We start from the raw sequence: 14,063 nt of genomic DNA on the forward strand, positions 1-14,063 counted from the left end.
CCGAGGGCTCAGCCGAAGCGGCCCGTGATATAATCCTGCGTGCGCTTTTCCTGGGGTGCCGTGAACATCTCGTCGGTGTCACCATATTCGACGAGCGTGCCAAGATGGAAGAAGGCCGTGAGCTGGGAGACGCGCGCTGCCTGCTGCATGGAATGGGTGACGATGACGATGCAGTAGTTCTGGCGAAGCTCGCCGATGAGCTCCTCGATCCGCGCCGTGGCGATGGGGTCCAGGGCAGAGCACGGCTCGTCCATCAGGATCACCTCCGGGTTCACCGCAATGGCGCGCGCGATGCAGAGGCGCTGCTGCTGGCCACCGGACAGGCTGGTGCCGGAATGCGTGAGGCGGTCCTTCACCTCCTCCCAGAGGCCGGCCTTGCGCAGGCTCTGCTCCACGATCTGGTCCAGATCGGGTTTGCCCTTGGCGAAGCCGTGGATTTTCGGGCCATAGGCCACATTCTCATAGATCGATTTGGGGAAGGGGTTCGGCTTCTGGAACACCATGCCGACGCGGGCGCGCAGCTGCACCACGTCCAGCTTCGGATCATAGATATTCTGACCGTCGATCAGGATGTTTCCCGTCACGCGGCATGAGGGGATGGTGTCGTTCATGCGGTTGATGGAGCGCAGGAAGGTGGACTTGCCGCAGCCAGAAGGTCCGATGAAGGCCGAGACGGCGCGGTCCGGAATGTCGATCGAGAGCGATTTGATGGCGTGCTTCTCGCCATAATAGACATCGACCTCGCGGGCCTGAATCTTCATCTTGCCACTCGCGAGCGCGCGCGGGTTTTCGGGGGTGATGAGGGTTTCGAAGCGAAGGGGGGCGTTCATGTCCATGATCCTTGCATATCCTACCAGCGCCGTTCGAAGCGCTTGCGCAGCCAGATGGCAGCGGCGTTGAGAGTGAAGAGAACGACCAGCAGCACGATGATGGCCCCGGCGGTTTTCGCCTTGAAGGCAATCTCCGGCAGATCCGACCACAGGAATACCTGCACGGGAAGCACGGTTGCGGCACTGGTGAAGCCATGCGGAATATCGGCGATGAAGGCCACCATGCCGATCATCAGCAGAGGTGCGGTTTCACCGAAGGCGCGCGCGAGCCCCAGGATGGTGCCGGTCATGATGCCGGGAAGGGCAAGTGGCAGCACGTGGTGGAACACCGCCTGCTGATGCGAGGCACCAACGCCCAAGGCCGCTTCGGCAATCGACGGCGGCACGGCTTTGAGCGCGGCACGCGAGGCGATGATGATGGTGGGCAGCACGAGAAGTGCCAGCACCAGGCCACCCACTACGGGTGCGGAGCGCGGCAGGCCGAAGAAGTTGAGGAACACCGCAAGGCCCAGAAGGCCGAAGATGATCGAGGGCACGGCGGCGAGATTGTTGATGTTCACCTCGATCACATCCGTCCAGCGGTTCTTGGGCGCGAACTGTTCCAGATAGACGGCAGCCGCAATGCCCAGCGGCAGCGCGAGCGCCAGCGCCACGGCAACGGTCAGGAGAGAGCCAATCAGCGCGCCGCGAATGCCTGCGAGTTCCGGCTCACGCGAGTCGCCCGCGGTGAAGAAGCGCCAGGCAATGCCGGTTTCGACGCGGCCCTGGGTTTCAAGCTGCTCCAGCCAGAGCGCCTGGCGGTCGCCGATGCGGCGGTTGGCTTCAGGGACCGAGAAGGTGAGACGTTCCCAGTGGCCGGGGTCCAGCGTCTGCTGGGTGGGGGCGGGCGGCAGCAGGGCCTCTGCCGTCACATAGCCGTTCTCCACCTTGGTGACGCGGAGCACGCCGCTCTTGAAACGGATGACTTCGCCCGGAGCCAGGCCCAAGGGCTGCTCGGGCGTATCGCCGGTCAGGAGATAGGCACCCTCTTCCCCTTCGAGCGGCACCACATGGAGGAGCGTCTTGCCGGGCGTGGTTGCAAGGCCGGTCTGCAGGCCTTTCAGATAGAGATCGGCATCATCGCCCAACAGCGCCGGGAAGGTGACGGTGCGGCCGATGAGGGCGGGGTCCGCCACCACGATGCTGCGCAAATCATCGGCGGCGCCGGAGGAGACGAGCGAGGTCAGCGCCTTGCGGTCCGCCCGGCCGGACACGTCCGGGAACAGGCTGCGGAACGCATCCTTGACCAGCTTGTCGTAATTGCCGGCCGCAGGCTTTGCGGCGTCCACTTCCGATGGATCGATGGTCACCTCCAGCTTCACCGTGTGCTCGGTGAAGGCGGGGATGCCCTTCGACACGATGTCGATCAGCAGGAAGGCGAGGAAGAGCGCGGTAAGGCCCAGGGCTGCCGCGCCATAGAAGCGGAAGCGGCGTTCCGCGGCGTAGCGCTTGCGCACGAGGTCCGAGCGAGGCTCAGTCATACTGTTCCCGGTATTTCTGCACAATGCGGAGTGCGATGTAGTTGAGCATGAGCGTGAAGAAGAACAGGACGAAGCCCAGCGCGAAGGCAGAGAGCGTCTTGGGGGAGTTGAACTCCTGGTCGCCCACCAGCAGCGTTGCGATCTGCACTGTGATGGTGGTGACGGCGGCGAGGGGATTGGCAGTGAGGTTGGCCGCAAGGCCGGCCGCCATGACGACGATCATCGTCTCGCCCACGGCGCGGGAGATGGCGAGCATGAAGGCTGAGACGATGCCCGGCAAGGCCGCGGGCAGCACCACCTTCTTGATGGTTTCGGATTTGGTCGCGCCCATCGCATAGGAGCCATCCCGCAGGGCCTGCGGCACGGCGTTGATGATGTCATCCGAGAGGGACGAGATCAGCGGCACGATCATCATGCCCATCACGAGGCCTGCGGCCAGCGCCGATTCGGAGGCGACGTTGAGGCCCAGCGATTCGCCGCCCGTGCGGATCAGCGGAGCCACGGTGAGCGCCGCGAAGAAGCCCAGCACCACGGTTGGGATGCCAGCCAGGATCTCGAGCACCGGCTTCAGCACGTTGCGGAGCCGGGGCGAGGCATATTCCGCCATGTAGACGGCCGAGAGAAGTCCTAAGGGACCCGCAACGCCGATCGCAATCACCGTGATCAGCAGCGTGCCGGCGAGCAGCGGCACGAAACCGAAGGAGGCAGGCGTGCCATTGGGCGACCAGTGCGTGCCGAAGAGGAATTCAATGGGGGAGACTGAGCGGAAGAAAATCAGTGTTTCAAAGAGCACCGAGAAGACGATGCCGATGGTGGTGAGCACGGCCACGGCGGAGCAGGCAATCAGCACCGCCATCGTCACCCGCTCGAACAGGTTGCGGGCGCGGAAATCGACTGCGGTTCTGCCATAGAGCGGAACAGCTGCGATGAGCGCGCCAATCACCGCGGCCACGGCCGTCCAGGGGGATTGCACACCGAAGGCAAGAGAGCCGGCAATCGCCAGCGCAAGGCCCCCCAGCAGCGCACCGGCGCCAAGGAGAAGGCCATGATAGGACGGAAGCGAATGCAGGCGCGTGCCGGCCGGGGTCACCAGCGCTGAGGCCCGCCTTTGGCCCGCCGCATAAGCCACAGCGGCCAGGAGCAGCACCAGCAGAACAGTCCAGAGAAACATGCCGGGCGTTCCTTCTTTCACACCGTCAAAACAGTTCAGGACCAGGGGGCCGGTTCATCCGCGGTCCCCCCGATCCCTTCGCAAGTGCAATTACTTCAGCGTGTCGCCCGACAGGGGCTCGAGGCTTGTGGCAATTGCACGGGTTTTCTCGGCCTGCTCACCCGGAAGCGTCACGAGGCCCTTCTCCGAGAGGTAGCCATCTTCGCCCAGCGCCTTGTCAGACACGTATTCGGCGATGAATTCCTTCATGCCGGGGATCTGGTCCACATGCTGCTTCTTCACATAGATGAAGAGCGGGCGGGACACCTTGTAGGACCCGTCGGCAATCGACTCATAGGTGGCCTTCACGCCGTCGATGGCAATGTCCTTGATGGCGTTGCCGTTCTGCTCGACGAAGGAATAGCCGAAGATGCCGAGCGCGGTCGGGTTGGCCTGAAGCTTCTGGACGATCAGATTGTCGTTCTCGCCGGCTTCGACATAGGCGCCGTCCTCACGGATCGACTTCCACACCGCTTCGAACGCCTTGGCGTCCGCTTTCTTGAGGTCGGCCAGGCTCGGATACTTCAGCGCGCCTGCTTCCATCACCAGCTCAGCGAAGCTGTCACGCGTGCCGGAGGTGGGCGGCGGGCCCAGCACTTCGATCTTCACATTGGGCAGCGACGGGTCGATGTCGCTCCAGTTCTTGTTGGGATTCGGGATCAGCTTGCCATCCTTGTCGGGGATGTTCTTGGCGAGCGCCTGGAACAGCTGCTGCTTGGTCAGGGCAGCTTCCGGCGCTTCCTTGGACTGGGCGACCGAGAGGCCATCGAAGCCAACCTTGATCTCGACCACTTCGGTAACGCCATTCTTCACGCAATCATCGAACTCGGACTTCTTGATGGTGCGGGAAGCGTTGGTGAAGTCCGGCGTGTCTTCGCCCACACCAGCGCAGAACAGCTTCATGCCGCCGCCGGTGCCGGTTGATTCAACGACCGGCGTCTTCATGCCGGAGGCCTTGCCGAACTGCTCGGCTACGGCGGTGGTGAAGGGATAAACCGTCGAGGACCCGACGATGCGGATCTGGTCACGCGCCGCGAAGGCGGGGACGGCAGTCAGCGCCACGAGGCTGGCGGTGAGAAGAATGCGCTTCATTGTTGTGTCTCTCCTGTCTGAGGCAGGCGGAAACTAGGGTCGCCACAAAACGCTTATGTGACCTTTGGATTACACTTTTGTGACGGCGTAAGATTATGAAATGTAATGAATATTATGCAACCGTCATCCCGGCGAAGGCCGGAATCCCGCTTCTCCCGCTGCAAGGAGGCTGGATCCCCGCCTTCGCGGGGATGACGGCATTCAGGAGGACTTGGCCGGAAGCTTCATGGTGAAGGTGCTGCCCTTGCCCAGTTCCGAGGTGATGGCAAGTTTGCCGCGGTGGCGGTTGATGATGTGCTTGACGATGGCAAGGCCAAGACCCGTTCCGCCGCGGGACCGGCTCTCCTGCACATTGACGCGATAGAAGCGTTCGGTGAGGCGCGGAATATGCTCCTCGGCAATGCCGGGGCCGTGGTCTTTCACGCTGACCTCCGCCCAGTTGCCGCTGCGCTGCACGATGATTTCAACCAGCTTGCCGGAGCCTGCATATTTGAGCGCGTTCTCGACCAGGTTCTGCACCACCTGTACGAGTTCATCCCGGCTCCCGGCCACCATGAGCGGGCCATCGCTGACGAGTTGCAGTTCGCAGCCCTGTTCCTTCGCCATGCCGGAAAGCACGTCGCGCACATGGCCTGCGGCCTGGTTCAGGTCCACCTCGTCCGAGGGGCGGAGATGCTCATTCATTTCGATGCGGGAGAGCGACAGGAGATCATCGATCAGCCGCCGCATGCGCTCGGCCTGGCTGCGCATCAGGCCGAGGAATTTCTCCTGGGCCTTCGGGTCATTCTTCGCAGCACCCAGAATGGTTTCGAGAAAGCCCGAAAGCGCTGCAAGAGGCGTTCTGAGTTCGTGGCTGGCATTGGCCACGAAATCGGCGCGCATCCGCTCGATCTGCTGTTCGCGCGTCAAATCCCGCAGCACGATGAGAGCACCCTTGGCGGGCCCCAGGCACGAGACATGGGCGCGGAAGCTCCGCGGCATCGGCACGCGCAATTCATAATCCACGCTGGCGCCGCCTTCGCCGCAGGCCGCGGCGGTGACGGCCTCGAGAACGGCCGGAACGCGGATCGAGGCGGACAGGTGGCGGCCGCGGGGGTCTGCCTCCAGCATGTGCACGGCCTCGGCATTGGCCAGCACGACCACGCCTGCCGCATCGACCACGAGTGCCGGGTCGGGCAGCGCGTGCACCACATCTGCGGCGGCGGGAATGGGCTCAGGAGCCATGGGCCGGTTGCCTTGGGGCCAGAGGGTTTGGATCAATGGACGAAGCAGCTGCATTGCTGCAGGATTGCAGGCTCATATGACAGATTAGCTTCCGGGAGCCTAGCCTCATGAGCAGCACGCCCTTCGATGCCGAAACGCAGCGCCATTTCGAAGCGCTGGCCGCCCAGGCAGAGCCATGGGACCCCGCATGGCCCTTGGAACGGCAGCGCCTGGCATGGGAAGCACACTGCATCCGCGAGCGCGCCCGCAGGCCGCCGCATCTGATGGTGGAAGACCTGACGCCCGACGGGATTCATGTGCGTATCTACCGCCCGCCGGGGGAGGAGCCCAAGCCCGGCGTTCTCTATGCCCATGGCGGCGGCTGGACGATGGGATCCTGCGAAACGCATGACGACCTCTGCGCCGAACTGGCGGACGGAGCGGATGTGGTGGTCGTCTGCTTCGACTACCGGCTGGCGCCCGAACACCCGCACCCGGCGCAAGTTGATGACGCCCACCGCGTGCTGGACTGGATGCGGAGCTCAGGGCGCGCCATTGGCATCGACCCCACCCATATCATCGCCGCGGGGGACAGTGCGGGGGGCCAGGTGGCCGCAGGCCTTGCCCTGCGGCTGAAGCGGGAAGGCGGGGGCCCACTGCGCGGCCTCGTTCTCATCAACCCCGCTCTGGGGGCCGATTTCGAGACAGAGTCCTACCGGCGCCACGCGCAATCACCCGCGCTGAGCCGGGAAGAGATGTTTGACTGCCTCACGGCACTTCTGGGTCCTGAAGGCTCTCCGGGCTGGAGGGACCCCGAAGGCGTTCCCAACATCGCGCCGGACGTGAGCGGACTGCCGCCCTGCTTCATCACCGTTGCCGGCCACGACCCGCTTCATGACGACGGCGTGATCTTTCATGACAGGCTGAAGACGGCCGGCGTTCCCGTGCAACTCCGTGAAGAGCCGGCCCTGGCGCATTCCTACTGGCGCTCGCGCCACCAGAGCCGCGCCGCGATGGCAGGATTTCAGGCCATCACGGCCGCGGTGCGCCACCTCGCCCACGAAGGGGCGCTTCAGCCATATTGAACGCCCGGCAACACGCAGAGCATCTCGAACAGGAAGTTGGCGCCGATGAGTGCTGTGTTGCCAACGGGGTCCAGCGGTGGCGAGACCTCGACCAGGTCGCCTCCCACAAGATTGAGGCCGCGGCAGCCGCGGATGATTTCGAGCGCCTGCCAGGTTGAGAGGCCGCCCACCTCCACCGTGCCGGTGCCGGGCGCGAAGGCGGGGTCCAGGCTGTCAATGTCATAGGTGAGGTAGACCGGGTGATCTCCGATCTTCGCCCGCACCTCCGCCATCAGCGGCGCCAGTGATTTGTACCAGCACTGCTCGGCCTCGATCACCGTAAAGCCCTGCTTCCGCGGCCAATCGAAATCCTCCGGGCTGTAGCCCGAACCGCGAAGCCCGATCTGATAGACCTTGTCACAGGCCAGGAGCCCCTCCTCCACCGCGCGGCGGAAGGGGGTGCCATGGGCGATCTTCTCACCGAACATTTCGTCATTGATGTCGGCATGGGCATCGACGTGGATCAGTGCCACCGGCCCATGCTTCTTCTTCATGGCGCGGAGGATGGGAAGTGTCAGCGTGTGATCGCCCCCCAGGGTGAGCGGCGTGCACCCGGCGCCCAGAATTGCATCATAGGCTTTCTCGATGATGCCGACGGTCTTCTTCAGATCGAAGGTGTTGATGGCGACATCGCCGATATCCGCCACCTGCAGCGACTCGAAGGGCTTGGCGCGGGTTGCCATGTTGTAGGGGCGGATCATGCAGGACTCCGCCCTGATCTGCCGCGGCCCATGGCGCGTGCCGGAACGGTTGGAGGACCCGATGTCAATCGGCACGCCCACGAAGCACACGTCGAGGCCTTCCGCGGTGGATTGCGTGGGAAGCCGCATCATGGTGGCGGGGCCGGCAAAGCGCGGCATGTCATTGCCGCCGAGCGGCTGGTTGAAACTTCTCGTCATCGGCGATTCTGCTCCATCTGATCCGCCGCAGTCTAGCGCCCGCGGGGCGAGGTGGAAATGCCATGCCCCCGCGTGGCGCCATGCGTGCCCATACCCCCTTTCCCCGCCCTGGGCGGAGGAAAGGAGGCACGGAGGGGGGCGTGGCGTAGAGCCTTCAGGCCACAGCGCGGGAGAAGCGACCAGCTTCCAGCCAGGCGGCGCAGTCGGGGCCCAGTTCAGCCATGGCGCGGGCATCATAGGCGCGGATGTCGGCAGGAGTGAGCGTACCCTGCCAGCGGCCATTGGTGCCCTTGTTGATGAAGGTGGTGGCCCCGCCTTCCCAGATCGCGCCGCCCATCGGCGCGGCAAGGTGGGCGTGACGCTTCATCCAGTCGAAGCTGGCATGCTCCACGACCTTGGCGGTGATCTTCTCATCCCGTTCCAGTTCGAGGAAATTCGCCACCTGCCGCACCGTGCCCGGCAGATCGCGTTTCATGTCGTTAAAGTGGATGAGCAGGACATTGGGCAGATGCCGGAGGTTCCACCAACTGCGGATGTTCTCCCAGAAGGACCACAGCGGGTAGCCGTCCTTCTCGAACCATTCGCGATAGAACTGGTGGACGGAGGCCGGGGGTGGCTTCAACTCGGGTCCGACGCGGCCCGGCGTGTTGTTGAAGAGGCCGAACACCTCCGGCTTGAAATTGGCCATGTGATTGTAAGCGCTCCAGACGGCGTCCCGCCCGTCGCGTGCGATGTAGATGTATTTGGCCTTTGGCGAGATCACCATGGCTTCGGCGGGAAGGTGAGTCTTGATGACGCGGCGGTGCGGCTGGTTCTTCACCGCCTCGATCGCCTCCTTCGGCATGATGCGCAGGTCGAGCCAGGGCGAGAGGGCGGGAAGGTCGATCCCCTCCGCACCCTCGAAGATCAACTGCGAGACAATCTGCTGCATCCAGGTGGTGCCGGACTTGCCCCAGGTGGCGATGATCGTATCACCCTCGCGGAATGGGAAATCGTTCCACACGGTCGAATCCATGTGGTGGTTGTGGAGTTCACGCGTCTTCTTCGGCCAGGCCGTGGCGCTTGCATCTTGCATCAGTGTCGTTCCTTTGGTTGCTATCTTTCCGTCTGGCGGGGGTCATAACCGCAGCGGATCCGGCGCACTGTGCTGAAAATCACAGCGACAAAGAAAAGGCCCCGCATGCGGGGCCAGAGGCTTGGGGACAAAATTGCAATCGCGGACTCACATCACCGTGACGCGGGCACCGATCTTCACATGGCGGTAGAGCTCGCTCACATCCTCGTTCAGCATGCGGATGCAACCCGAGGAGGCGGCCTTGCCGATGGAGGACGGCTCATTGGTGCCGTGGATGCGGTAGATCGAAGAGCCGAGATAGATCGCGCGGGCGCCCAGCGGATTGTCGGGGCCACCTGCCATATAGGCGGGAAGCTCGGGGCGGCGCTTGCGCATTTCCTGCGGGGGGCGCCAATCCGGCCACTTCACCATGCTGGACACCTGGTGGGAGCCGCGCCATTCGAAGCCCTTCTTGGCGGTGGCGACGCGGTACATCATGGCCTTGCCATCACCCAGCACGAAATAGAGCCGGTTCTGCTTGGTGTTGATGATGATGTCACCTTCGCGCGCAGCGGCCGAGAAATCGACCAGCTTGCCGCGCTTGAAGTCCTGGGCCGCGCCCGACGCCTCGGCGGGGCTTGCCGAGGTGGGGACGATGACGACGCCCTGGAAGGGGCCATCCTGCTGGCTGGGGGCCACCTGGCCGGCGCAGGCTGCAGTTGCGAGGAGGCCCATGCCGAGGAGGGCGGAGGCGATAGAGGTGAAGAGCTTGTTCATGACCGTTTTCCCTTTGATCCCGTTTTGCCGCCGGTCTGCCCGGCGTTCATCTTGCTTTCGGTGATCCCCGTTGTAACGTGCGGCGCGGCCGCTTCTGTGCCGGACGTCACACAGCGAAAAATCTTGGACGACATCGAAAAGAAATATGCGGGCCTCGAAGACCCGGGCATCCGGGACTTCCTGATCGCGGGGGCGCGGTTTTACCCGCCGGACGCCGTGACCTTCACCATGGCGGAGCAGCGCGCCTTCTATGACCGCTATTGCGCGCATTTCCGCAAAGCCCGGCCGGAGGCGGTTCGTACCGAGGATGTGAGCCTCGGTGGCGTTGCCTGCCGCCACTACCAGAGGCTTGGGGCGGAAGAAGCGCCGGTCATGATCTATTTCCATGGCGGGGGCTTCGTTCTGGGCGGGCTCGACAGCCATGACGATGTTTGCGCGGAGATTTGTGACGGTGCGAAGATCCAGGTGATTGCCGTCGATTACCGGCTGGCGCCCGAGCATGTGTTTCCGGCAGCGCTCGATGATGGCTGGGCCGTATTGCGGGCAGTGGCGGCGGAGCACGGCGCCATCATCCTCGGCGGAGACAGCGCGGGCGGTAACCTGGCGGCGGCGCTCGCCCTCAAATCGCGCGATGCGAAAGGCCCCCCGCTTCGCGGCCAGGTGCTGATTTACCCCGGCCTCGGCGGAGACATGACGCGCGGCTCCTATGTGAGCCAGGCGCATGCGCCGGGGCTTTCGGCACGCGACGTTCAATACTACCGCGATGTCTACAAGGGGGGCGGCCACCCCTATGCGGAGCCCCTGGCGGCCACGGATTATGCGGGGCTGCCGCCCGCCTTCCTGGTGGCGGCAGGCCTTGACCCGCTGCATGACGATTGTTTCGACTATGTGGGCCGCCTGCAGAAGGCCGGCGTAGCTGCCTTCGTCCGGGACGAGCCGCTGCTGGTCCACGCCTTCTTGCGCGCCCGCCACATGAGTGTGCCGGCGCGGCAAAGCTTCGACGCCATCACCGCCGCCTGCGCGAGCCTCGCGCTGCGCGGCGTTCTGCCCATTTGAGAGGACGTGCCCCATGACCATCACCACGATCACCGCGTTTCCGCGCAGCGTGAAGGAAATCGAGAATCTGTGGATTCCGCTGTCTGACGGGACGAAACTCGCGGCGCGCATGTGGATCCCCGAGGATGCGGAGGAGAACCCCGTTCCCGCCCTTCTCGAATATCTGCCCTACCGCAAGCGCGACGGAACCCATGTGCGCGACGCGCTGACCCACCCTTACTTTGCCGGGCACGGCTATGCCGCGATCCGCGTCGACATGCGGGGCAATGGCGATTCAGATGGGCTGATGGCGGATGAATATGCGCTGCAGGAACAGAACGACGCGCTCGAGGTGATTGCCTGGCTGGCAGCGCAGCCGTGGTGCAACGGCAAGGTCGGCATGTTCGGCATTTCCTGGGGCGGCTTCAACGCGCTGCAGGTGGCGGCGCTGAAACCTCCTGCCCTGAAAGCCATCGTCACCATCTGCTCCACCGATGACCGTTATGAGGATGACGTGCACTACAAGGGTGGCACCGTCATCAACGAGATGCTGGGCTGGGCCGCCACCATGCTTGCCTATTCCTCGCGCCCGCCCGACCCCTTGATCGTGGGCGAGCGCTGGCGCGAGATGTGGATGGAGCGGCTGGAGAATGAGCCCTTCCTCATCATTCCCTGGCTCTCCCACCCGCACCGCGACGATTATTGGAAGCACGGCTCGGTGTGCGAGAATTTTGCCGCCGTCGAGGCGCCCACACTGGTGGTGGGCGGCTGGAACGACGCCTATTCCAACGCCGTGCCGCGCCTGATGAAGGGACTGCGCACCACTCGCAAAGCGATCATCGGGCCGTGGGCGCATAAGTATCCCCATTTCGCCGTGCCGGAACCGCGCATCGGCTTCCTGCAGGAGTGCCTGCGCTGGTGGGACCAGTGGCTGAAGGGCACCTCGACCGGCATTTCGCGCGACCCGGATTATCGCTATTACGTGATGGAGCCGTGGAAGCCCGGCTCCTTCCCCGAGCGGATCAACGGGCGCTGGATTGGCGACAGTTTCTGGGGCTTCGGCCATATCGACACCAAGAAATGGTGGCTGAACGCCACTGGTATCGGGCCCACGGCGGGCGCGGAAACGCCGCTCAGCATCTGCTCCAAACAGACGACAGGGGCTGATGGGGGCGAATATTGCATCATCTGGCTCGGGCCTGAGTTTCCCGGCGACCAGGCGAAGGACGATGCCGATTCGATTACCTTCGAGACGCCCTATCTGTTGAACGACATCGACATTGTGGGCCAGCCGGCGATTGACCTCGAGTTCTCGGTGGACAGGCCCGTGGCGCATATTGCGGTGCGGCTCAATGATGTGTGGCCCACGGGCGAGGTTTCACGCATCACCTATCACCTGCAGAACCTGTGCATGCGGGACAGCCGGGAAAACCCCATGCCACTCGAGCCCGGCAAGCATTACCGGATGAAGATCAAGCTCGATGACATTGCCTGGCGGGTGCCCAAGGGCCACCGGCTGCGGGTTTCGATTTCGACCAGCTACTTCCCCATGATGTGGCCGGCACCTGAGCCGGTGACGCTGACCGTCTATGCCGGAAAGTCCCAGCTTCACCTGCCGCTCCGCAAGGATGTGGCGGGCGAGGCGCCGCTGTCCTGGCAGGGCCCCGAGGCTGCGGCACCGGCGGAGACGACCGAGATCAAGCCCGCCTGGAACAAGCGCGAAACCACGACCGACCCCGAGACCGGCGAAATGCGGATCGAGATCGTCGATGATTTCGGCGAGCAGGAACTGCACCCGCATGGGCTGGTGATCGGCGGCCGGGGCCGCGAGACCTATTCGATCATGCCGGACGACCCGCTGTCCGCCCGGATGGAAACCCACTGGACGGAGATGCGCCGCCGCGGCGACTGGCACATCCGCACCGAAACCTTCGGCCGGCTGACCGCGACGGAGCGGCACTGGATCGTGTGGGGGCGGATCGAGGCCTATGAGGGCGAGAAGAAGGTGTTCGAGAAGGAGTTCAACGAGGAGATTCCGCGCCTGCTGCAGTAGGGAGGCCATCCCCTTCTCCCGTGCCGCAGGGATGGGAGAAGGGAAGGATTGTGAATTTTATCCTTGACTTTTATTCCTAGAACTGCTAGTCAGGGGGAATGAACAGTCTATACCAGTTGCTGTGCGAGCTTTCCCATAAAGGCCTCGCATTTGCGCAGTTCGGATGTGTCTATGTATTCATCCGGCTTGTGGGCCTGCTCGATGGAGCCGGGGCCGCAGATGACGGCCGGGATGCCAATTTGCTGGAAGAGGCCGGCCTCGGTGCAGTAGCTGACCGCATGGGTGGAATTGGCGCCGGCCAGATGGAGCGCCAGGTGCTCGGCCGGGCTGTCCTTCTCGGGAGCAAGGCCTGGAACGCTGTTGACGGCCGCAGTGGCGATGCCGGTTTCGGGCGCCACCTGCTTCATTGCCGGTTCCAGCCGCTGTGCGAAGCTGTTGAAGCGGTGCGGCACGTAATCGGGGTCCGCGGTGGGGAGAAGGCGCGTTTCCCACTGGAAGGTGCAGCGGCGGGGAATGATGTTCTTGGCGGTGCCACCTTCGATGACACCCACGTGGATGGTGGAATAGGGCGGATCGAAACGCCGGGTCGGATCGCCCACCGCAATCATGTCCTCCCGGATGCGGCTCATCTCGGAGAGAAGCTCACCCGCCACCAGAATGGCGTTGACGCCGTGGTGCGTGAGGCTCGAGTGGGCCTCGTGGCCCGTCACTTCCGTGGAGAATGTGACGGCACTCTTGTGGGCGTTCACCACCTTCATGGAAGTGGGCTCCCCCACGATGACGGCACGCGGCTTCGGCAGATTGTCCCGCATATGCGCCACAAGCGGGCGGACACCCTTGCAGCCCACCTCCTCATCACAGGAGAGCGCCAGGTGAATGGGGGATTTGAGCCCGGCCTTCAGGAAATTCGGCACTTCGGCCAGGCACACGGCGAGGAAGCCCTTCATGTCACAGGTGCCGCGGCCGAAGAGGCGGCCGCCACGCTCCGTCAGGTGGAAGGGATCACTCGTCCAGGGCTGGCCATCGACCGGCACCACATCGGTGTGGCCCGAGAGCACGATGCCGCCCGCGATTGCCGGGCCAATGGTGGCGAAGAGATTGGTCTTGCGGTTCGCCTCATAATCCACGCGGAAATGCGGAATGCCCCAGCCATCGAGATAATCCTCAACGAATTCGATCAACGGAATATTGCCGTCGCGGCTGGTGGTGTCGAAGCTGATGAGATGCTTCAGCATCTCTTCCGTCGAATAGATCTGGCCTGTCATG

Annotated in this window: 11 protein-coding genes and 2 pseudogenes; 3 read left to right on the forward strand and 10 right to left on the reverse strand. The window is 63.9% G+C overall.

Going from position 1 to position 14,063, the window contains the following annotated elements; translation table 11 throughout:
* Positions 1-8: 8 nt before the first annotated feature.
* The 6 genes and pseudogenes from pstB to ACO06F_RS09860 all read right to left on the reverse strand — a co-directional run bounded on the left by pstB (position 9) and on the right by ACO06F_RS09860 (position 5,876).
* Complete coding sequence (gene pstB, locus ACO06F_RS09835; RefSeq protein WP_421696656.1) at positions 9-761, reverse strand: phosphate ABC transporter ATP-binding protein PstB; 753 nt, start codon at positions 759-761, stop codon at positions 9-11.
* Positions 762-850: 89 nt separating this feature from the next.
* Positions 851-1,546, reverse strand: a pseudogene (pstA, locus tag ACO06F_RS09840) (phosphate ABC transporter permease PstA); the annotation flags it as partial.
* Positions 1,547-1,981: 435 nt separating this feature from the next.
* Positions 1,982-2,350: pseudogene (locus ACO06F_RS09845) on the reverse strand (DUF3333 domain-containing protein); the annotation flags it as partial.
* Positions 2,343-3,521 carry a phosphate ABC transporter permease subunit PstC gene (gene pstC / locus ACO06F_RS09850; RefSeq protein WP_421696505.1) on the reverse strand — a complete coding sequence of 393 codons (1,179 nt, stop codon included), beginning with the start codon at positions 3,519-3,521 and terminating at the stop codon, positions 2,343-2,345. The gene pstC and the pseudogene ACO06F_RS09845, both read right to left, overlap by 8 nt.
* 90 nt (positions 3,522-3,611) lie before the next feature.
* Positions 3,612-4,652, reverse strand: a complete 1,041-nt coding sequence (locus ACO06F_RS09855; protein ID WP_421696506.1) for a PstS family phosphate ABC transporter substrate-binding protein — start codon at positions 4,650-4,652, stop codon at positions 3,612-3,614.
* Positions 4,653-4,853: 201 nt separating this feature from the next.
* Positions 4,854-5,876, reverse strand: a complete 1,023-nt coding sequence (locus tag ACO06F_RS09860; RefSeq protein WP_421696507.1) for an ATP-binding protein — start codon at positions 5,874-5,876, stop codon at positions 4,854-4,856.
* A 107-nt stretch (positions 5,877-5,983) separates the two neighbouring features.
* On the opposite strand from ACO06F_RS09860, the gene ACO06F_RS09865 reads away from it, so the two are divergent.
* Complete coding sequence (locus ACO06F_RS09865; RefSeq protein WP_421696508.1) at positions 5,984-6,940, forward strand: alpha/beta hydrolase; 957 nt, start codon at positions 5,984-5,986, stop codon at positions 6,938-6,940.
* Here the strand turns inward: ACO06F_RS09865 and speB are convergent.
* From speB to ACO06F_RS09880, 3 genes are all read right to left on the reverse strand, one after another.
* On the reverse strand, positions 6,928-7,878 hold the full coding sequence (gene speB / locus ACO06F_RS09870; protein WP_421696509.1) for an agmatinase: 951 nt from the start codon (positions 7,876-7,878) through the stop codon (positions 6,928-6,930). The two genes, ACO06F_RS09865 and speB, sit on opposite strands and share 13 nt — an antisense overlap.
* A gap of 154 nt (positions 7,879-8,032) precedes the next feature.
* Positions 8,033-8,953: a sulfotransferase domain-containing protein gene (locus tag ACO06F_RS09875; RefSeq protein ID WP_421696510.1), complete on the reverse strand. Its 921-nt coding sequence runs from the start codon at positions 8,951-8,953 to the stop codon at positions 8,033-8,035.
* Between the two features lie 147 nt (positions 8,954-9,100).
* Positions 9,101-9,709 (reverse strand): L,D-transpeptidase, encoded by a 609-nt coding sequence (locus tag ACO06F_RS09880; RefSeq protein WP_421696511.1) that lies wholly within the window; start codon positions 9,707-9,709, stop codon positions 9,101-9,103.
* A 123-nt stretch (positions 9,710-9,832) separates the two neighbouring features.
* On the opposite strand from ACO06F_RS09880, the gene ACO06F_RS09885 reads away from it, so the two are divergent.
* Positions 9,833-10,765 carry an alpha/beta hydrolase gene (locus ACO06F_RS09885; RefSeq protein ID WP_421696512.1) on the forward strand — a complete coding sequence of 311 codons (933 nt, stop codon included), beginning with the start codon at positions 9,833-9,835 and terminating at the stop codon, positions 10,763-10,765.
* A 13-nt stretch (positions 10,766-10,778) separates the two neighbouring features.
* Positions 10,779-12,797, forward strand: coding sequence for a CocE/NonD family hydrolase (locus ACO06F_RS09890; RefSeq protein ID WP_421696513.1), 2,019 nt, complete (start codon positions 10,779-10,781; stop codon positions 12,795-12,797).
* A 107-nt stretch (positions 12,798-12,904) separates the two neighbouring features.
* Here ACO06F_RS09890 and argE read toward each other — a convergent pair whose 3' ends face one another.
* Positions 12,905-14,062 carry an acetylornithine deacetylase gene (gene argE / locus ACO06F_RS09895; RefSeq protein WP_421696514.1) on the reverse strand — a complete coding sequence of 386 codons (1,158 nt, stop codon included), beginning with the start codon at positions 14,060-14,062 and terminating at the stop codon, positions 12,905-12,907.
* Position 14,063: the final 1 nt, after the last annotated feature.

It is taken from the genome of Aestuariivirga sp. (genome assembly GCF_965227715.1).
GTDB lineage: Bacteria > Pseudomonadota > Alphaproteobacteria > Rhizobiales > Aestuariivirgaceae > Aestuariivirga.

What these genes read in the sequence shown, in the direction of transcription:
- ACO06F_RS09855 (WP_421696506.1), bottom strand. Translation starts at nt 4,652, where the DNA reads ATGAAGCGCATTCTTCTCACCGCCAGCCTCGTGGCGCTGACTGCCGTC.
- argE (WP_421696514.1), bottom strand. Translation starts at nt 14,062, where the DNA reads ATGACAGGCCAGATCTATTCGACGGAAGAGATGCTGAAGCATCTCATC.
- ACO06F_RS09890 (WP_421696513.1), top strand. Translation starts at nt 10,779, where the DNA reads ATGACCATCACCACGATCACCGCGTTTCCGCGCAGCGTGAAGGAAATC.
- ACO06F_RS09880 (WP_421696511.1), bottom strand. Translation starts at nt 9,709, where the DNA reads ATGAACAAGCTCTTCACCTCTATCGCCTCCGCCCTCCTCGGCATGGGC.
- ACO06F_RS09875 (WP_421696510.1), bottom strand. Translation starts at nt 8,953, where the DNA reads ATGCAAGATGCAAGCGCCACGGCCTGGCCGAAGAAGACGCGTGAACTC.
- ACO06F_RS09860 (WP_421696507.1), bottom strand. Translation starts at nt 5,876, where the DNA reads ATGGCTCCTGAGCCCATTCCCGCCGCCGCAGATGTGGTGCACGCGCTG.
- pstB (WP_421696656.1), bottom strand. Translation starts at nt 761, where the DNA reads ATGAAGATTCAGGCCCGCGAGGTCGATGTCTATTATGGCGAGAAGCAC.
- speB (WP_421696509.1), bottom strand. Translation starts at nt 7,878, where the DNA reads ATGACGAGAAGTTTCAACCAGCCGCTCGGCGGCAATGACATGCCGCGC.
- pstC (WP_421696505.1), bottom strand. Translation starts at nt 3,521, where the DNA reads ATGTTTCTCTGGACTGTTCTGCTGGTGCTGCTCCTGGCCGCTGTGGCT.
- ACO06F_RS09865 (WP_421696508.1), top strand. Translation starts at nt 5,984, where the DNA reads ATGAGCAGCACGCCCTTCGATGCCGAAACGCAGCGCCATTTCGAAGCG.